Genomic DNA, 19,183 nt, shown 5'->3' with positions numbered 1-19,183 from the left:
CCATGTTGCCATTCCGGGTTGTTGACCGTCTGAAGTTCATTGTCGAGCGCCAACTTGTCAAAGGGGCTGGATTCCAGTTACTGGTTGTCGGCTTCTTTATTGGGCTTATTTCGCTGATCGGCGGGATGCTTGTGGTGCCCCAGGGGGGAGAGTTCGACGACCCGGGCTCGGCTGTCTGGTGGGCGTTTCTGAGGCTGACCGACCCGGGTTATCTGGGCGACGATGTGGGTACCTGGCAACGGGTGGTCTCCACATTGCTGACCGTGCTCGGTTACGTGGTGTTTATGGGTACCCTGGTGGCCATCCTGACCCGCTGGTTGATTGCGAAGATGGAAGAGCTGGAGCGGGGCCTGACACCAGTCACCCTGAAGAACCACTTTGTAGTGCTTGGCTGGACAGCTCAAACGCCGCCACTGGTGGCTGAGCTGTTCAGCTCTACCGGTCGGATGCAGCGTTTTCTGGAGAAGCACGACACACAGAAGTTACGGTTGGTAGTTCTGGCCGAAGAAGCCAGTGCAGAGCAGGCTCACGAGCTGGGGAATGAGCCCGGTGTTGGGCGCCGGGCCCGGGAGGTGATTCTTCGCAGTGGCTCGGCCATCCAGCCGGACGCCTTGCACCGGGTAGCCTGTCTGGATGCCGCTGCGGTGATTGTGCCAAGCCAGGTTCACGATGCCGGAAGTCTGGTGACGTCAGACGTAGAAACCGTCAAGGCGCTGTTGTCCATCGCTGCGCAGGCTCGTCATCTGAACGCCCCCCTTCCGTTTGTCGTGGCTGAGATACAGGACATGCGCAAACTGTCGGTGATTGAACGTGCCTATCCGGGGGCGGTAGAGGTGGTGGCCGGCGATGTCACCATCAGCAGGTTGATGGTGCAGAACGTACTGCATCCCCATCTTTCTGAGGTCTATAACGAACTGCTAACCGCGGGAGAAGGCAGTGAAATTTTTGTCCGGGGCGGTGAAACCGCCGAAGGGTTGAGCCTGGGCGAACTGGCTGCCCGGCGCCCGAATGCCATTGTCCTTGGCTTGTTGCAGCCCGCCGGCAGCGGCTGGACGGTCAACTTGCTGGCATCATCAGACACGATGATTCGCTGTGAAGATCGTGTGGTGCTGTTGGCCAGTGATTACGAGCATACGGCGGCAGACCCAAAAGCTGAACCACTGCCCGTTATTAAAAGGGGAACCGCACGCCCCCACTTGACTGACGGTTCGGGGGTTCACAGGGTACTTGTTTTAGGCTGGAACCGTCGGGTTTCGAGCCTGGTCGCTGAGATTAGCAGTTATAAAGGGCGCAATTTCAAGCTGGATATGGTGTCTGCCACCCCGTTAAGAGAACGCCAGCGAGAAATTGCGCGCTATGGTGTTGATCTGGAAGCCATCGATGGTCAGTTGCTTGAAGCTGACTATATGGTGGAAGACGATCTGAGAAAACTGAGCCCGGCCAGCTATGATACGGTCATTCTGCTGAGCAGTGACCGCCTTGGTTCCGGGGAAGAGGCCGATGCCAGGGCCATGGTTGGTTACCTGCAGCTGGAAGAGATTCTGGCCGAGTCGCCCCGGCGCCCGCAGGTAATCATGGAGTTGAGTGATCCCAACAACCGCCAGCTGCTCTATGGCCACCAGAGTGAGATGCTGATCAGCCCGATGATCCTGAGCCACGTTCTGGCTCAGGTAGCCCTGCGTCGCGAACTCCGGGTAGTGTTGGATGAGTTGTTTACTGTGGGTGGTGCCGAGATTCAGTTTCGCGATCCCCACGATTACCCGTTGCCGGCGAGCGCGGATTTTCAGCTGCTGGAAAAAATTGTCGCCGCCAGCGGTGATGTTGCCCTGGGCGTTTATCGTGCAAAGGCTAATGAATTGGGGCGGCACCTTCAGCTGAATCCGCCACGAAAACAGTTCCTGGAGCTGCAGCCACAAGACCGGATCGTGGTGTTGGGAACCAGCTGAACGGGTTCAGGTGGCACCGACTTTGTGGTCCGGACCGGGGGGGACTTTTTGGGCCAGTGACTTGACGTGATCGCTCAAACCCACCGCCTGCTCAATATCGATGACCAGCGCGATGCCGGTACTAAGGCTTTCATCCAGTTTGCCGGCATTGCGGACAGCCGCCAGCACAGGGTCAACCCGGCGGCTTTCTACGAGAATCAGCAGTACATCTCTCGGGTCCAGTATTTCCAGTCCGAAAATACCCAGGGTTTTCTTCAGGCCCTGGCCTCGGGCATTGGTAATAATGGTAGCTCCGGTTGCTCCTGCTTCCCGGGAGGCGTCCAGTACCTTATCGGTTTTGTCCTCATCGACAAAAACCATCAGCAACTTGAATTCCATGGTGCTCTCCAGTGACTTGTTTCAGAGGCTATTCAACCTGTTCAAGCAACACCGCCATAATGTCGTCCATGGTGACAAAGCCGAGCAGGTCATTGTCTTCCAGTACCAGGATGCGTTTCACCCGGTGTTCGGTCATCAGGCTAGCGACCTGGCGAACAGCGAGACTTTTCCCGACCGAGATTGCCGGCTTGGCGCAGGCGTCATAAACGTTCAGCAGGTCAATGTCACCTTCTTCGGCAACAACGGTCTTGAGCACATTGGTGTAGGTAATCAGGCCGTAGGCATCATTTGGGTGCTGTTTCTCGACCACCAGGGATTTCACGTTATGCTTCTTCATCAGGCTCAGGGCTTCCCGCAGCTTGGCGAAGGGGGAAACACAAACCACGTCGGTAACCATGACCTCTTTGACCAGTTTCATCTCCGGTGCTCCTTAGATATTTTCTTTCAGATGCTGTTCAAACTTCTGGAACTGGGACATATCAATGCCGCCCAGGTGTTCCAGCGGCAGGGTGAATACCAGTCCCTGGGAATCGTTTTCCGCCGGCATCAAAAGTTTTTGAATGGATTTGAGTATCTGCAAGGACAGGCCCTTTTCCAGAACCATCACCAGCACACTCTGGCTGCCGTCGTAGGTCAGGCCAAAGAAGGTCTTCTTGGCCGTGTTGCTGATGCCCCGGCCGGAAAGCACGGTAATGCCGCCGGCGCCCAGATCGCGGGCGGCATCTATGCATTCCTGTTCCTGGTCTTCCGGAACAATGGCTACGAGAACGGAAAATTTCATGGTCGCACCTCTCTGCGGTCTGTCAGCCATTGCATGACAATGGCGTAGAGCATCACCGTAACAATAGGAAAGATAGAAGCGAAAGCAATCAGGCCGAAGCCATCAATCAACACACTCCGGCCCTCGATATTGGTGGCCAGGCCAATGCCGAGGGCGGTCACCAGGGGCACGGTCACCTCGGAGGTGGTCACCCCGCCCAGATCGTAGGCCAGGGCCACGATATATTTCGGGGCCAGGGCGGTCAGGATGATGACTACCGTGTAGCCACCCATAATGTAGTAATGCATGGAGCCGCCAACAATGATCCGGTGCACCCCGATGCTGATGCCAACGGCCACGCCCAGGGCAACCAGAATGCGAATGGCATTACCGTTGATCCGCCCGGAGGCGGCCTCTTCGGCCTGCTTGCCCACAGCGAGCAGGGCCGGCTCGGCCATGGTGGTGGCAAATCCGATCATAAAGGCGAACAGATAGATGAAGCCGAACCTCTCGAGCTCAATCAGCTGCTCCGCCATGCTGGTGCCAATCGGGAACAGGCCCATCTTGAGGCCGACGACAAAGGCATACAGGCCCAGAATAACCAACAAAAATCCGAACAGGATCTTCGGCGGATTGGACAAGCCCCGGCGCAGGACGATGTACTGGAAGAACAGAATGGTTAGGATGATGGGCAGCACGTCCCGGAACATCTCCGCCAGCTCCAACAGCATTTTCAGGGCGCCGGAGATGGCTTCGCCTTCGTCCTGCAGGAGCATGGGGCCCGCTTCGTCGGATACGCCGCCGCTGTAAACCACGATGCCGTAGAGTTGCACGGTAATCATGGGCACCATGACCGCCAGGGCCACCAGGCCAAAGCCATCGGTGAGCGGATTGCGGCCCCGAATGGAAGCGGCCAGGCCGATGCCCAGGGCAGCAATAAGGGGCACGGTAACAATGTTGGTGGTGACTCCACCGGAGTCGTAGGCCAGCCCGACAATTTCTTCCGGAGCGAACCAGGTGACGATGACCACGGTGATGTAACCGATGATCATGAACCAGTGCAGCGGGTAGCCGAAGATGGTCCGGAACACGCCGAGGGCGATCACCACGCCAACCGACGTGGCGACCAGAAGCCGGAGGGTGAGAGCGTCAATCTTGCCTTCGCTGATCTCCTGGGCCTGTTGGGCTACGGCAATCAGGGCGGGCTCTGCCACCACGGCGGAGAAACCCATGGCGAAACCAAACGAGAGCAGGATAGGTACCGACCCCCGCTTGGCAAACTGGTTGGACAGGCTTTTGCCCACCGGGAAAATAGACAGCTCAAGGCCCTGAAGGAACAGGGCGACACCGGCAGCAACAATCAGCAGGCCAATGGCCATGCTGAGTGTATTGTCCGGCATCTGCTGAAGTACGACCAACTGGAAGAACACAACCACCGCAATAATCGGAAACAGATTCTTCAGTGCGTGCAGCAGCGAGTGGCCGAAAGCGCGGATGTAGAACACCGGATACCTCTGTTACCCGTCGTCGCCGGGGCGTGATATTAATCAAGTGGCTGAATCATAGCATGTTATAGCGTGGCCAAAATGACCGGGCTCAAGAACGGCTCTGGTCTACCGGCTTATCCATTTTTGGTATTCACCAGAAAAATGCCGAAAATACACCATATAAATTTCAATTATAAATCGGAAAGCACTAAAGTTACGCCCAACGTCATCCCCTGCCGGGTTGTATGAGCAGGCGGTTGGCTCCGGAGGCTGCTGGCAGCAGCGTTTCCGACCCTTTTGAACACTAACGTAGAAAGGATAGAGACCATGCCCTACGCACAAGACGTCGACCAGATTGCTTCCATCCTGAAGCAGAACCCGACCTGGAATGCTATCAACCCGAAGCACGCTGCCCGCATGCGCGCCCAGAACAAATTCAAGACTGGTCTGGACATCGCCAAGTACACCGCCAAGATCATGCGCGAAGACATGGCTGCTTACGACGCCGATTCTTCCCAGTACACCCAGTCTCTGGGTTGCTGGCACGGTTTCATCGGCCAGCAGAAGCTGATCTCCATCAAGAAGCACTTCGGTACCACCAAGCGTCGTTACCTGTACCTGTCTGGCTGGATGGTTGCTGCCCTGCGTTCCGAGTTCGGCCCGCTGCCTGACCAGTCCATGCACGAGAAGACTGCGGTTTCTGGCCTGATCGAAGAGCTGTACACCTTCCTGCGCCAGGCTGACGCATGGGAACTGAACCACCTGTTCCGTGCCCTGGAAGAAGCTGAGAACGCCGGCGACACCGCCAAGGCGGCCGAGCTGATCAAGCAGATCGACAACCACGAAACTCACGTTGTGCCGATCATTGCCGACATCGATGCTGGTTTCGGTAACGCAGAAGCGACCTACCTGCTGGCTAAGCAGATGATCGAAGCCGGTGCTTGCTGTATCCAGATCGAGAACCAGGTATCTGACGAGAAGCAGTGTGGCCACCAGGACGGTAAAGTAACCGTTCCCCACGCCGACTTCCTGTCCAAGATCAACGCGGTTCGTCTGGCGTTCCTGGAACTGGGTGTGGACGACGGCGTGATCGTTGCCCGTACTGACTCCCTGGGTGCTGGCCTGACCAAGCAGATCGCTGTTACCAACGAGCCGGGTGACCTGGGTGACCAGTACAACAGCTTCCTGGACGGCGAGTACATCGAAGACGCTTCCCAGATCGAGAACGGCGACGTTGTGATCAAGTCCAACGGCAAGCTGCTGAAGCCGAAGCGTCTGGCCTCTGGCCTGTTCTGCTTCAAGCCTGGCTCCGGCGAAGACCGTGTTGTTCTGGACTGTATCACCAGCCTGCAGAACGGCGCAGACATGCTGTGGATCGAAACCGAGAAGCCGCACGTTGGTCAGATCGCTGCCATGGTTAACCGCATCAAGGAAGTAGTGCCCGACGCCAAGCTGGTTTACAACAACAGCCCGTCCTTCAACTGGACCCTGAACTTCCGTCAGCAGGTATTCGATGCCATGAAGGAAGAAGGCAAGGATGTATCTGCTTACGACCGCGCCAAGCTGATGAGCGCCGAGTACGACAACACTGAGCTGGGCCAGCTGGCTGACGAGTGGTGCCGTAACTTCCAGCGTGATGCGTCCCGTGAAGCGGGTGTGTTCCACCACCTGATCACCCTGCCGACGTACCACACTGCGGCTCTGTCTACCGACAACCTGGCCAAGGGCTACTTCGGTGACGAAGGCATGCTGGCCTACGTTGAAGGTGTTCAGCGCAAGGAAATCCGTCAGGGCATCGCCACTGTGAAGCACCAGGACATGGCCGGTTCCAACATCGGTGATGACCACAAAGAGTTCTTCGCTGGTGAAGCGGCTCTGAAGGCCGGTGGTAAAGACAACACCATGAACCAGTTCGGTTAATCGACCGGTTCCGGTTGTCCGGCAGGCACGCGGTGCCTGCCAGCTACCAGAGACCCCGCAAGGCTTTTGCTTTGCGGGGTTTTGTTTTTTTTAACACGTCTGATTTTGGCTATCTGCCTGATTCCCCGCCTTTCTTTTTTGTTTGTCCAAGTGTCGTTAAAACCTGCTGTTTCAGTAATGGAACAGGTCGTCATGGTGTTCGCTCTGGTGCCGAGCAGCATCGCTCCTGAAAATCTATATAAGTCAGATAGATAACAGCTACTTGGTAAGATTGGCACGGTAATCGCTCCAATACATGAGCGGGTCTGGACCTTGGCTTACCCGGTTGCTGGCGGGTTGGGTCGGATTCCTCAAAGCCAACAAACTCAAAGGAAATGACATCATGAATACCAAGAAAAGTCTGCTAGCAGCTGCCATCGCCATGAGCATGGGTATCTCCGGTTACGCTATGGCACAACAGGGAGGAGACGGCGACCCCAACAACAACGCCAATGACAATTCCTCTGCCAACACCAACTATTCCGGAAACACGGATTCCGGTAACGACAACTCCACCGACAACTCCGATAACTCGAACAATTCAGACAACAGCACCGATGTGTCTGACTCGTTCAAGATTGCCGACAGTGGCAATAACATGTCGGATAATTCAAACAACTCCGATAATTCGAACAATTCGGATAACTCCAATAATTCCGATAACTCGGATAATTCGGACAACAGCACCAATGTTGCCGACGCCTTCAAAATTGCCGATAGCGGCAATACCGATGCGTCTGATAACTCAGACAACTCCGACAATTCGGATAACAGCACCAATGTCAGCGATTCGTTCAAGATCGCAGACAGCGGCAACGACATGTCAGATAACTCCGATAACTCGGACAACAGCACCACTGTCAGCGACTCGTTCAAAGTCGCGGACAGTGGTAACGACATGTCAGACAACTCCGATAACTCGGATAACAGCGACAACTCGGACAACAGCACCAACGTGAGCGATTCCTTCAAGATCGCCGACAGCGGTAACACCGATAACTCGGATCATTCAGACAATTCGGATAACTCCGATAACTCTGACAATTCCGACAACAGCACCAACATCAGCGATTCGTTCAAAATTGCTGACAGTGGCAACAGTGACAGTTCCGATAACTCCACCAACGCCACTGATTCCTACAACACCGACAGCAGCGACAATTCAGATAACAGCACCACCACGCTGAATCTGTCCCTGGAAGTGTTCATGAACGATGCCGAGCTCAATGGCTCTGTATCGGGGACCAACGTCACCTACGGCAGTGCTAACGGTGAAAGCTCCTATGTGGATACCCGGGCCTCCAATGAGATTTCCGGTGGCTCCGCTAACTTCACTGGTGTCGGAGCCTTCGCCCAGAACGCGGGCGTGGGCAGCGTGACTCAGGCCAACGTCAGTGTGATGTCCAACCTCAACGCGGGTGGTGGCACCAACTGAGGCAATCAGGGCTGCTCCGGGTGTTGAACCGGGCAGCCCTGTGTTGTCGGGAGATGTGTCATGACAAGGTGCGTCACGCTTTTACTGGTACTGGGCAGCCTGTTTGCCATAACGGCGAACGCGGGTGACTGGCCCGATGTAGAACCACTGAGTGCCGAACAGCTGGATTCCGCCAGCGGTCGCCAGGGCATCTCCATGCAATGGCAGCTGAATGAAACCCAGCAGAATGGTCTGGTCAGTGGCAACGTACTGTCCGGCCCGGTGATTACCGGCGACAACCGGATCAGCGACCACGCCTTCGACAATATGAACGGCGTTGCCACGGTGATTCAGAACAGTGGTAATCAGGTCGTCATCCAGGACAGTACCCAGATCAACATACTCATCAACCATTGAAACCGGAGGCGGGCCATGGCGGGATTACGACAGCTGGTGACGGGTGTTCTGGCGACCCTGCTGTGGCCTACGGCTTTTGCCGGAACCGTGTTGGTTCCCGGCCCCGGGGGCGATGTACAGGTCAGTGTCAGCAGTTTTCTGGACCAGCGATACCAGGATGTCTTCCGGCAACAGTACGATTTCAGTTGTGGCTCTGCAGCGCTGGCCACCTTGTTGTCGTTTCACTATGACCATCCGGTCAATGAACAGGAGGTGTTCGTCGGGATGCTGGCCGTCGCCGATGAAGACAAGGTTCGGCGAGAAGGTTTTTCCATGCTCGATATGAAGCGCTACCTGGAATCGGAGGGGTATCAGGCCGACGGATTCCGGCTGCCTCTGAGTGGACTGCGGGAGCAAGTGCGGGTGCCGGTGATTGCCCTTGTGACCCTGGGGGGCTACCGGCATTTTGTGGTTATCCGGGGCATCAGTGAGAGCGAGGTATTGGTAGCAGACCCCGCCCGGGGTTTGAAGGCCTATAGTTGGGCTGAATTTGAGCAAAGCTGGGATGGCTCAGCGTTCGTGATTCGTAGCCATCTGGACCAGGGGCGGTCCAGCTTCCTGGCAGACGGCCAATGGCCTGGACTGGCCCGGGCACCGCTGTTCAAAGGTCTCAAGGGGCCGGGTGTTGGCCATACCTTGCCCTATTGGCCCAGCGCACAGGAGTGGTGAGATCATGACAAAGGGTACCGGTCTATCCATGGTTTTTCTGCTGGTGGCACCGCTCGCCTGGTCCGACATGCGGGTGTCAGCACCTCCACTCAGCGACAACGAACTGGCCGAATTGCGGGGCGGATTTGTGCTGGATAATCTGGAGATTGCCATTGGCCTAGAGCAGGTGGTGGCGGTCAATGGGGATACCCTGGTGGTCAACAGACTGCAGATTCCCGACCTGAATCGCCCGGTGTCCAATGCTTGGAGTAGCCAGATGGAAACGGTGCTGTCCGCGAACGTCCCCGGCTTGCAGGGGCTGGAGCTGGTGTCCGGCGCTGCGGGTAATGGGGGGTGGATGACCGTGATCCAGAACAGCCTCAACAGCACGGTCATTCAGAACACCCGGCAGCTGAATATTGAACTGAACAACCTGGGTGGCGCCTATCGCCTGCCCAGAGACTCCGGCCTGCCTCTGATCCTGCCCTGATTGCCGGTTACAGGTTGATCGGCAGTTTCAGTGTGATCTCACTGTTAGGTGCGTTATCGGTAACGCCAACGGCGACTGTCAGGCTCAGGGTGGTTGCCGGTGATAACCGATGAGACAGGCCGAAGGACAGTGAACCCACCTGAATACGATCGAAATTGGCGGCGAACAGATCGTTGTTGTGTTCAAAGGTGGTTTTACGAATCACCGAGTGGTCGTAGCCGAGGCTGAAAGACGTCCGTTCGTTAAACGCAAAGCCCATACCGAATCCGAAGCGGACCACGTCGCCCGGGTCTACGGTGCCGCCATTTTCAAAGCCCTGTTCCTCCTTGATGGTCCAGACGTAACTGAGGTTGCCAAATAGCACAGCCGGGTCGGTCGGGTAAATGAAGGAGAGGCCAGGTTCGACCGACCAGAAGCCGGATCCTGTCGGCCGTTCTGCCAGTTCGATGCCCATGGGGTTGCCGCTGTTGTCGGTGAGCACCCGTTGTTTGACGTCGTAAGGGCCGTCGCCGGTCGGGGCCTTGGCCCGGAAAACTCCGATCAGATAGGGCCAGCCATCGAGGCCGTCGTTGAGCTGGTAACGCACGGCCAGTTCAACATCGCCAAGGCCTTCACCGGACGATTCTCGCAGGGTGTCTACCGGCGTACCCTGGAAAATCTCCCTTTCCCGAAGATCCTCCCGGATGCTCAGGTATGGCACCCGAACGCTGCCCTCAAACCGGCTGGTGAACCCATACTTCAAAGACACGGCGCTGACGAAAATGTCCCGCTGAATCTCGGAGATGTTGATCAGGCCAATCAGCAACGCGGGAATGATGGTGTAGCCCTCCACCGCAACCCGAGTGGCGTTACTGTGGGCGTGGGAGAATGAGGGTTCGATGGTGAAGCGGCCGGGCCGGGTCACTATACCCCGATCTGCAGTGATCGAGGCGATGTCCGTTGCGGTATCCTGAACGGCCTGTTGTCGGGCGGCATCCGCGGTTGTTCTGGGCCTTGCGTCTGGTTCAGGTGGCGCGGCGTTGGCTGTGGTTGCCAGGGCTGCGGCTAACGCTATCGGGGTCAGTGGTTTCATGTTCGGTCTCCTTGCCCTCTGCCGGGGTTCAGGTTGATGCTGGAAGGGAGCTGCAGGTTGTGCTTTTCGAGTAGCCGGTAAAACGACACCCGGGAAATCTTCAGTAGGCGAGCGGCGGCGGAAACGTTCTGGTGGGTAAGCGACAGGCTGGTGGAGATGGCCTGCTCCTCAGCCCTGGCTCGGAACGCCTCAAGGGTGAACCGGTCTGGTTGGGCAGGGGCGCCGGTTGGCTCCAGCCCCAGGTCTTCGGGCGTAATGTGCAGTGACTTAGTCATCAGCACCGCCTGGCGGATTCGATTCTGCAATTCTCGGAGGTTGCCCGGCCAGCTATGGCGAGCCAGAGCGACCAGGGTGTCGGTTCCGATCTGATATTGGCTTCCATCGCAGGCATCCAGCGCTCGGCGGGCCAGGAATGGAATGTCCTCGAGGCGTTCTTTCAAGGTAGGCAATGTCACGCTCAGATTGCCCAGCCGGTAGAACACATCGGATCGAAACAGCCCCTGTTCCACCCTCTTTTCCAACGGTACGCTGCAGGTTGCGATGATGCGGACGTTGACCTTTATCGGGTGACTGGAGCCGACGGGCTCAATGATACCGTCCTGAAGGAATCGCAGGATCGCTGATTGCTGTTCCAGGCTTAGTTCATCGGCACCGGTGAGTACCAGGGTGCCTCCATCGGCTGCAGCGATCCGCCCCATGCGCTTGTTCAGGGCGTGAGTGAAGGCCCCCCGTTCGTGTCCGAACAGCTCGCTCTGGGTTAATGAAGCGGGCAGTGCGGCGCAGTTTACATTGACCAGGGCCTGCGTGCGGCGATCGGAATGCTCGTAGGCGAAGTGCGCTGCCGCCTCTTTGCCGGTGCCGCTTGCGCCGTAAATCAGCAGCGGCTCATTGGTGGTGGAGAACTTGCGAATCAGACTGCGGGCCATGCGAATGGCGCCGGAGGGGCCTTCGAGCGCGTACTGGTGATAATTACTGGTATGGTCAGAGCTGGCCAGTGCCTCGGTCAGTTTCGCCATGCCCCACATGTGGCCAAGACTATCTGACAGGCGGTAGGGCGCGATGGGAAGGGTGTGGTAATCCTGGCAGAATTCCCGAATCATTTGGCGTACTGCTGGGTGTTGCAGTTGCTCACGCCGAACCAGGGCGAGCCAGGATGATACCGGTAAAGCTTCCAGCCAGGGTCCGAACAACGGTAATCCGGCAAGCTCGAGGTCGGCGATAACACACACGCCCACCGCCGGCCCCCGCCAATGCGGTAAGTTGGCCAGGGGTTGGGTGTTGATATCAATCGGCACGATCGCCCACTGGCAAGCGAGCGACATTGGCGCCGGGTTCTGGCCTGAATCCGCCGACAACCAGACGAGCGGTCGTTTCTGTTCCATAACCTTGCTCCAGCAAAGTGACTGAACAACCGACTGCTTTTCGAGGGAATCTTGGGGGAGCGAATGCGGAAACTGCTATAGTCGACCACGGCCCTGTGACCTGCTGATGCGTCTTTATACTGCAGGCGGAATCCCTGAAAGCCAGGCAAGCAGATTCTGCACCAGTTTTTTAGGGCGATTAAAATACAGATAGTTGGAGATGGGTGTGGGGCGCACTGACGGTAGCTCTGTAAGGAAAGCTGACATGTCTGGCCGAAGAGTGGGGTGGCTCCATGCTATCTGATCAATGGACGGTGTTTCTGATTCTGGGCACAACCCTTGCCCTGTTTATCTGGAACCGCCTGCGCTTCGATATCGTAGCCATGCTCGCCTTGCTGGCGGTTGCTGTCTCCGGCCTGGTTGCCCCCGACCAGTTGTTCGCGGGATTTGGTCACCCCGCGGTGATTACCGTAGCCGCTGTATTGGTGATCAGCCAGGGGCTGGTAAACGGTGGCGTTGTGGATGCAGTCGCCCGATTGCTTGGTAAGGTTGGACGTAACGCCGTTCTGCAGGTCATCACCCTGACTCTGGTGGTGGCCTTGTGTTCCGGCTTTATCAATAACGTGGGTGCGCTTGCGCTGTTGATGCCCGTGGCGATCTGGATGTCGCGGCAGTCCGGGCGCTCTCCGTCTTTGCTGCTGATGCCACTTGCCTTCGGCTCTTTGCTAGGAGGCACCATTACCCTGATTGGTACACCCCCCAATATCATTATTGCCAGTTATCGCGAAGCGGGCTCTTTCGGCCTGTTTGATTTTGCGCCTGTTGGGCTGGCCATTACCGCTGTCGGCATCGTGTTCATCGGTGTGATTGGCTGGCGTCTGACACCCAAGCGCGACGACCCGGCTGGTGGCGACAAACTGTTCAGCGTTGGTGAGTATGTTACTGAACTGAAGGTGCCAGAAGAGTCGCCCTTTGCGGGTGGCACACTGCACAACCTGCTTACCTCGGGCGGCACCGAGAAGAGCCTGGTGGTACTGGCATTGATTCGGGGAGAGGAGGTCTCGCCAGCACCATCAACCTTCAACGTGCTGAAGTGCGGCGATGTGCTGTTGGTGGAAGCCGACACCGAGAGTCTGCAGGAGTTTGTCGAGCAAACCGGGCTGGCACTTGCCAATGCGGTGAACGACGAGGATGAAGAAGGGAAAGAGTCGGAGCCAATGACATCCCGAGAGGGCACCGAAGAGCAGGTGGCAGCCGGGGACGTTCGACTGACGGAAGCCGTGATTTCACCATCGTCGCGTTTAATCGGGCGTTCCGCCAACCGACTGAACCTGAGAGAACGCTACGGTTTGAACGTGGTGGCCATTGCCCGGCAGGGGCATCGATTAAAGCGGCGCCTGGCAGAAATCCGATTCCGTTCCGGAGATATCCTGCTGGTGCAGGGCTATGAAGACAATTTGTTATCGACACTGCAAACCCTGGGTTGCCTGCCGCTGGCGGAGCGGGGCTTGACCCTCGGCCGGGAGAAAAATCTCTGGCTGGCCGGCGGGGTGTTCCTCGCCGCCATCGCGATCATCCTCTCTGGCCTGCTGACACCGCCCGTGGCGCTGGTGGCCTGTGCCGTGGCCATGGTGCTGGTGCAGTTGATGGATGCCGGCGATGCCTACCGCGCCATCGACTGGCCGGTGATCGTGCTGCTCGCCGCAATGATTCCGGTAGGGCAGGCCCTTGAAACCACGGGTGGTGCTGCGTTGATAGCGGAGCAAATCCTGACGGTTGCCCAAGGGCAGGCTGCTTGGGTGGCGTTGAGCATCATACTGGTGGGCACCATGTTGTTGTCGAACGTGGTTAATAACGCGGCGGCTGCCATTCTGGTTGCCCCGATTGCCCTCGGGGTATCCAGCCAGCTCGGGTTGGCTTCGGATGCCGTGCTGATGGCGGTCGCGGTAGGGGCTTCCTGTGCCTTCCTTACCCCCATCGGGCATCAGTCCAATGCCCTGGTGATGGAGCCAGCGGGTTATCGTTTCGGGGATTACTGGCGCCTTGGCTTACCGTTGTCGGTGTTGGTGACCGTTGTCGCGGTACCGATGATCCTCTGGGTCTGGGGCTGATCAACTTGAGGCCAGAACCCCTCGAAAATAGCTCTCAACAAACGTAGGGGCTACTTCCGCGAGCGGCCACTGCTCCGGATCGGCCAGCCAGTCAAAAAACAGTCCCAGCATCTGTGTATGCAGCAAGTAGGCGGCCTGGGCGGGCGTTAGTTCCGGGTGCAGCTTTATCCGGTTTTCCGGGCGTTCCAGGATTTCCGTGACAAACTCTGTGGCTTCCCGGGCCAGCTCCCGGTGTTTGGCGATGGCCTGGTCAGATTCATTACGATGGAACAGGATCATGTAAACGCGAAAGTAGCGGGTGTCCTGGGCCAGTTTGCGAAGTGCGACAATGCACAGGTTTTTCAGGCTCTCAAGCCCCTGATCCGCTTCCGCAGTCTCATCCATCATCTCACCCAGAGGCGCTCGCACTCGCTCAAGCATGGCGTCCAGGATGTCCGCCTTGTTGCGGAAATGCCAGTACACCGCGCCTCGGGTAACGCCGGCCTTGCGGGCGATTTCTTCCAGCGAGGTTTTGGCAACGCCCTTGTCCATAAAGACGCATTCCGCCGCATCGAGAATGGCTTCCCGGGTGGCTTCGGCTTCGGCTTTTGTTTTGCGGGCCATGGTCAGTCACTGTCATCTGATCGGAAAAAAACGGAGTATAAAGGAAATTAGTTTACATACATACATGGATGGATGTATTTTAGCGCCCTATTAACTTTGTGTATTATCCCGGGCTCGCTATCCCACCCCGGCTTGCCTTATGTCTTTTAACCGGTTTTCAGGAGACCGCGCCATGCGCATTGATAACGTTCACCGGCCAATGGCCCGAAACGGGCTTTTGGTTGCAGGTTTGTCTTCTCTGTTTATTTTGAGTGCTTGCAGTAACGACGAAGCCGGTAACCCGCAGGATGGTGGAATGCCGCCAGCAGCCGTGGTGGTGGAGCGAGCCGAAGCGGAAGATGTGAGTGTTCGCCAGGATTATGCCGGCCGAGCAAGGGGGGCCCGAGAGGTGGAAGTACGGGCCCGTATTCAGGGCATCCTTGAGGAGCGCCTGTACGAAGAAGGGCAGATGGTGCAGGAAGGCGACCCGCTGTTCCGGATCGATCGCAAGCCTGCGGAAGCGGCGTTGCAAAGGGCACAGGCCCAGCGCCAGGTGGCAGAGGCTGACCTGCGCCAAGCCGAGCGTGAATGGAACCGTATATCGTCGCTGTTCCAGCGCAACGCGGTGAGTGAACGGGACCGGGATGCTGCCCAGTCCGCACTGGAGCTGGCCCAGGCCAATCTGGCGGTGGCCAATGCCGGCGTCGCCCAGGCGGAGCTGGACCTTGGTTATACCTCGGTAACCGCGCCGGTCAGCGGTGTCACCAGCCTGGAAGATTTTCCCGAAGGCAGTCTGATCAGCTCCGGTACCCTGCTGACCACGATTGTCCAGCTGGACCCGATCCATGTGCGCTTTGCCCTGCCTGAGAACGACGCCAACATTCGCCGGGCTGCCCGCGAGGGGATGCGCGGTGCCGGCGATCAGGAAGTGGCCGCCCGTCTGATACTGGCCGACGGCCAGGAATATGAGCTGGATGGGCAGATCGACTTTACCGCCTCCACGCTGGACCCGCGTACCGGTACAGTATCGGCCCGCGCGGTCTTTGGTAACCCGGAGAATGTGATCGTGCCCGGCCAGTTTGTACGGGTTCGGGTTGAGTTGCAGAGCTTCGAAGATGCCATCGCAATTCCGGAAAGAGCGGTGACTCAGGGGCCGAACGGGCCGGTGGTCTATGTGGTTGACGATGAGAGCACCGCAAAGGCACGTCGGGTAGAGCTTGGCCCGGTGAGTAGCGGTCGCCAGATCATTCTCAGCGGCCTGGAAGAAGGTGATCGTTACATCGTCAGCGGCCTGGTTAACCTGCGTGATGGCGCAACGGTAAACGTCACCAATACCGATGATGAGGGAGGCTCAGACTGATGCTGCGGACCTTCATCGACCGGCCGATCTTCGCATCGGTCGTTTCCATCATCATCACGCTTGGTGGTCTTCTGGCGCTAATCGGGCTGCCCGTAGAACAGTATCCAAACGTAGTTCCGCCCCAGGTGGTGGTGGACGGCCGTTTCCCGGGTGCCAGCGCGGACGTGATTTCGGATTCAGTGGTGGCGCCGCTGGAGCAGGAAATCAACGGCGTGGACAACATGATCTACCTGGAATCCAGTGCCACAGACTCCGGCAGCTTCCGGGTGACGGTCTCGTTCGAGATTGGCACCGATCCTGACCAGGCCACCATCAACGTCAACAACCGGGTACAGCAGGCGCTGGCTCGCCTGCCACAGTCCGTCCGTAACCAGGGGTTGAAAGTGGAAGCCCGTTCCACCTCCATCCTGCAGGTGATTACCCTGTCTTCTCCGGATAACACCATGAATGTGGTGGAGATCTCCAACTATGCCTTGCTGAACGTGCTGGATGAGTTAGTGCGGTTGCCCGGTATTGGCGATGCCTCCCTGTTCGGGGCCCAGGATTATTCCATGCGGGTGTGGCTGAGGCCGGACAAACTTGCCCAGTACGAGCTGACTCCCAACGATGTAGCCATTGCCTTGCGCGCCCAGAACGCCCAGTTTGCTGCGGGTCGGATCGGGGCGGAACCAGCGCCCGAAGGGCAGGCGTTTACCTTCAGCGTGTCGGCCCCGGGCCGGCTTACCAGCCCTGAAGAGTTCGGTGAGGTGATCCTGCGCAGTGATGATCAGGGTGCCTCCCTGCGCCTGAAAGACGTCGCCAGAATCGAGCTGGGCGCCCAGAACTACGACTTCGCAGCGGTGTACAATGGTGGTGCCACCGTGCCCATGGGGGTGTACCTTCAGCCCGGCGCCAATGCTTTGGACGCTGCCGATGCCGTGAACGCGGCCATGGAAGAAATTGCAGACCGCTTCCCGGAGGGCCTGGAATACAACGTGCCCTACGACACCACCCGGTTCATTGATATCTCGATCCAGGAGGTGATCTCCACCTTCATTGTGGCGGTGTTGCTGGTGGTGCTGGTGACCTTCCTGTTCCTGCAGCATTTCAACGCCACCCTGATACCGCTGATTGCCATCCCGGTGTCCCTGATTGGTACCTTTGCCGGCATGCAGGCACTGGGGTTCTCGGTCAACTTGCTGACCCTGTTCGGCTTGATACTGGCGATCGGGGTAGTGGTGGATAACGCCATCATCATCATGGAAAACGCCGAGCGCCTGATGAAGGAGCAGGGCTTGTCTTCCTACAATGCGGCGGTTCTCACCATTCAGCAGGTGTCTGGCGCGGTGGTGTCATCCACTCTGGTATTGGTGGCGGTGTTTGCCCCGGTGGCCTTCCTGGGCGGGCTCAGCGGTGAGCTTTACCGGCAGTTTGCGATAACCATCGCGGTGTCGGTGGTGATATCCGGTATCGTGGCGCTGACCCTGACACCGGCGATGTGTGCTTTGTTGCTCGGCCACGAAGGCAAACAGTTGGCCGTATTCCGCTGGTTTGACGCCGGCTTCGACAAACTCACTAACGGCTTCTCTGCCGTGGTGGACTGGTTGCTGCGCCATGCGGTGATTGGCGTGCTGCTGTTTGCAGCGATGCTTGGCGGCACCGCTTTCCTGCTGAACAAAATGCCCTCTGGCCTGGTGCCCCAGGAAGACCAGGGGTTCGTGTTGGCGGCCTATTCGCTGCCCCCCACCTCGGCCCTGAGCCGGACGGCGGACACTCGCGACCAGCTGGTTGAGCAGATGATGCAACTGCCGGAAGTGAAAGACGTGGTGTCCTTTGCCGGTTTCGACATCATCTCCAGCGCCCTGCGGACCAACAGTGGTGTGGCCTTCGTGACACTGGAAGACTGGGCAGAGCGGGAAGGCGAGGGTCAGAAGGCGGCCGACATCGCCAACAAGATCATGGGCATTGGCTTTGGGATGCCGGAAGCATTCGTGATTGCCTTTACCCCGCCTCCGATTCAGGGCTTGTCCACCACCGGTGGTGTGGAAGGCTATATACAGGCCCGTGGTGGCCGCACCCCGGCTGAGATCAAGGCCATGGCAGACCAGTTCACCCAGGCCGCCAATGCCCGGCCGGAACTGCAGAATGTGCGGGTGACCCTGGATACCGGCATTCCCCGTTACAAGGCCAACGTGGATCGGGAAAAGGCCCAGGCTGCCGGGGTTCCGATTGACCAGATCTTCACCACCATGCAGAGCACCTTTGGTGGCCTGTACGTGAACGACTTCACCCTGCAGGGCCGCAACTGGCAGGTAAATCTTCAGTCTGAGGGTGAGTTCCGTAGCCATCCGGACGACCTGCGCCGGGTGTTTGTGCGCTCCAACTATGGCGAGATGATTCCGCTGAGTTCCCTGGTGGAACTGGAGCGGGTCAGCGGCCCCGATATCCTGAACAGGTTCAACGTGTATCCGGCCGCCAAACTGCTGGCAGACCCGTCGCCGGGCTTCACCACCGGTGACGCCCTGGCGGCCCTGCAGGCGGTGGCGTCGGAACAGTTTGATCGTAACACCCTGCTGGGCTGGACCGGTGAAGCCTATCAGCTGCAGGATTCTGCGGACTCCGGCACGCTTGCCTTCGGCATGGGCCTGCTGCTGGTATTCCTGATCCTGGCCGCCCAGTACGAACGCTGGGGCTTGCCGGTGGCGGTAGCGACCGCTGTGCCGTTCGGTGTCTTTGGTGCTGCTCTGGCATCGTTACTCCGTGGTTTCCCCAACGATATCTACTTCCAGGTGGGTTTGTTGGTGCTGATTGGCCTGGCGGCGAAAAACGCCATTCTGATCGTGGAATTTGCCGCTCAGAACCGGAAAAGTGGCATGAGTTCCTTTGATGCTGCCAGCACGGCTGCACGCCAGCGTTTCCGGGCCATTATGATGACGGCACTGACGTTCATCGTGGGCTCCATGCCGCTGGCCTTCAGTACCGGTGCGGGTGCGGTTTCCCGTCAGGAAATCGGTACCGTAGTGGTGGGCGGTATGCTGGCGGCCAGTACCCTGGCGCTGTTCTTCGTGCCGCTGTTCTACAAGCTGATCGAAGATCTGGCCGACTGGCGGCGTAACCGCAAGAAGGCTGCCTGAGGTGGCCTGATTTTCTGCGCCTATCGTATTGATAGCGACTGAACCG

At 58.0% G+C, this 19,183-nt stretch carries 16 protein-coding genes; 9 read left to right on the top strand and 7 right to left on the bottom strand.

Annotated elements, in window-relative coordinates; genetic code table 11:
- The first annotated feature begins 2 nt into the window (after positions 1-2).
- A complete protein-coding gene (locus RVM24_RS14080; RefSeq protein ID WP_431474256.1) occupies positions 3-1,946 on the top strand; it encodes a CASTOR/POLLUX-related putative ion channel in 1,944 nt (647 codons plus the stop codon).
- A gap of 6 nt (positions 1,947-1,952) precedes the next feature.
- On the opposite strand, the gene RVM24_RS14075 is transcribed toward RVM24_RS14080, so the two are convergent.
- From RVM24_RS14075 to RVM24_RS14060, 4 genes are read right to left on the bottom strand one after another with little or no spacing between them, the layout of a single operon-like run.
- Positions 1,953-2,324, bottom strand: a complete 372-nt coding sequence (locus tag RVM24_RS14075) for a P-II family nitrogen regulator (protein ID WP_061330738.1) — start codon at positions 2,322-2,324, stop codon at positions 1,953-1,955.
- 28 nt (positions 2,325-2,352) lie between these two features.
- The gene (locus RVM24_RS14070) at positions 2,353-2,742 is read right to left on the bottom strand and encodes a CBS domain-containing protein (RefSeq protein ID WP_058092434.1); all 390 of its coding nucleotides are present in this window, start codon (positions 2,740-2,742) and stop codon (positions 2,353-2,355) included.
- 12 nt (positions 2,743-2,754) lie between these two features.
- Complete coding sequence (locus RVM24_RS14065) at positions 2,755-3,105, bottom strand: hypothetical protein (protein WP_058092435.1); 351 nt, start codon at positions 3,103-3,105, stop codon at positions 2,755-2,757.
- Positions 3,102-4,589: a DUF1538 domain-containing protein gene (locus tag RVM24_RS14060; RefSeq protein ID WP_058092436.1), complete on the bottom strand. Its 1,488-nt coding sequence runs from the start codon at positions 4,587-4,589 to the stop codon at positions 3,102-3,104. The genes RVM24_RS14065 and RVM24_RS14060 overlap by 4 nt, the downstream gene beginning before the upstream one ends.
- Positions 4,590-4,898: 309 nt before the next feature.
- On the opposite strand from RVM24_RS14060, the gene RVM24_RS14055 reads away from it, so the two are divergent.
- From RVM24_RS14055 to RVM24_RS14035, 5 genes are all read left to right on the top strand, one after another.
- A complete protein-coding gene (locus RVM24_RS14055; protein WP_061330737.1) occupies positions 4,899-6,491 on the top strand; it encodes an isocitrate lyase in 1,593 nt (530 codons plus the stop codon).
- Between the two features lie 382 nt (positions 6,492-6,873).
- Positions 6,874-7,965: a hypothetical protein gene (locus RVM24_RS14050; protein ID WP_431474255.1), complete on the top strand. Its 1,092-nt coding sequence runs from the start codon at positions 6,874-6,876 to the stop codon at positions 7,963-7,965.
- A 60-nt stretch (positions 7,966-8,025) separates the two neighbouring features.
- Positions 8,026-8,361: a hypothetical protein gene (locus RVM24_RS14045; protein ID WP_058092439.1), complete on the top strand. Its 336-nt coding sequence runs from the start codon at positions 8,026-8,028 to the stop codon at positions 8,359-8,361.
- Between the two features lie 15 nt (positions 8,362-8,376).
- Positions 8,377-9,069 (top strand): C39 family peptidase, encoded by a 693-nt coding sequence (locus tag RVM24_RS14040; RefSeq protein WP_431474254.1) that lies wholly within the window; start codon positions 8,377-8,379, stop codon positions 9,067-9,069.
- 4 nt (positions 9,070-9,073) lie between these two features.
- Positions 9,074-9,538: a hypothetical protein gene (locus tag RVM24_RS14035; protein ID WP_058092441.1), complete on the top strand. Its 465-nt coding sequence runs from the start codon at positions 9,074-9,076 to the stop codon at positions 9,536-9,538.
- Between the two features lie 7 nt (positions 9,539-9,545).
- Here RVM24_RS14035 and RVM24_RS14030 read toward each other — a convergent pair whose 3' ends face one another.
- Together RVM24_RS14030 and RVM24_RS14025 are read right to left on the bottom strand one after the other, a co-directional pair.
- Positions 9,546-10,610, bottom strand: a complete 1,065-nt coding sequence (locus RVM24_RS14030; RefSeq protein ID WP_431474253.1) for a transporter — start codon at positions 10,608-10,610, stop codon at positions 9,546-9,548.
- A complete protein-coding gene (locus RVM24_RS14025; RefSeq protein WP_431474252.1) occupies positions 10,607-11,992 on the bottom strand; it encodes a sigma 54-interacting transcriptional regulator in 1,386 nt (461 codons plus the stop codon). The genes RVM24_RS14030 and RVM24_RS14025 overlap by 4 nt, the downstream gene beginning before the upstream one ends.
- Positions 11,993-12,264: 272 nt before the next feature.
- Here RVM24_RS14025 and RVM24_RS14020 point away from each other — a divergent pair, with 272 nt between their 5' ends.
- Positions 12,265-14,082, top strand: coding sequence for an SLC13 family permease (locus RVM24_RS14020; RefSeq protein ID WP_431474251.1), 1,818 nt, complete (start codon positions 12,265-12,267; stop codon positions 14,080-14,082).
- Here the strand turns inward: RVM24_RS14020 and RVM24_RS14015 are convergent, their stop codons facing one another.
- Positions 14,083-14,685 carry a TetR family transcriptional regulator gene (locus tag RVM24_RS14015; RefSeq protein ID WP_319634699.1) on the bottom strand — a complete coding sequence of 201 codons (603 nt, stop codon included), beginning with the start codon at positions 14,683-14,685 and terminating at the stop codon, positions 14,083-14,085. It lies immediately after the preceding gene.
- A 172-nt stretch (positions 14,686-14,857) separates the two neighbouring features.
- Between RVM24_RS14015 and RVM24_RS14010 the strand changes: the two genes are divergently transcribed.
- A complete protein-coding gene (locus RVM24_RS14010) occupies positions 14,858-16,024 on the top strand; it encodes an efflux RND transporter periplasmic adaptor subunit (RefSeq protein WP_431474250.1) in 1,167 nt (388 codons plus the stop codon).
- Positions 16,024-19,137 (top strand): efflux RND transporter permease subunit, encoded by a 3,114-nt coding sequence (locus RVM24_RS14005; RefSeq protein WP_431474249.1) that lies wholly within the window; start codon positions 16,024-16,026, stop codon positions 19,135-19,137. The genes RVM24_RS14010 and RVM24_RS14005 overlap by 1 nt, the downstream gene beginning before the upstream one ends.
- The last annotated feature ends 46 nt before the right edge of the window (positions 19,138-19,183 follow it).

Source organism: Marinobacter sp. KM021 (assembly GCF_050707965.1).
GTDB classification, from domain to species: Bacteria; Pseudomonadota; Gammaproteobacteria; order Pseudomonadales; family Oleiphilaceae; genus Marinobacter; species Marinobacter shengliensis.
Note: the sequence above shows the minus strand (reverse complement) of the source record. Positions and strands in the feature narration are given on the sequence as shown.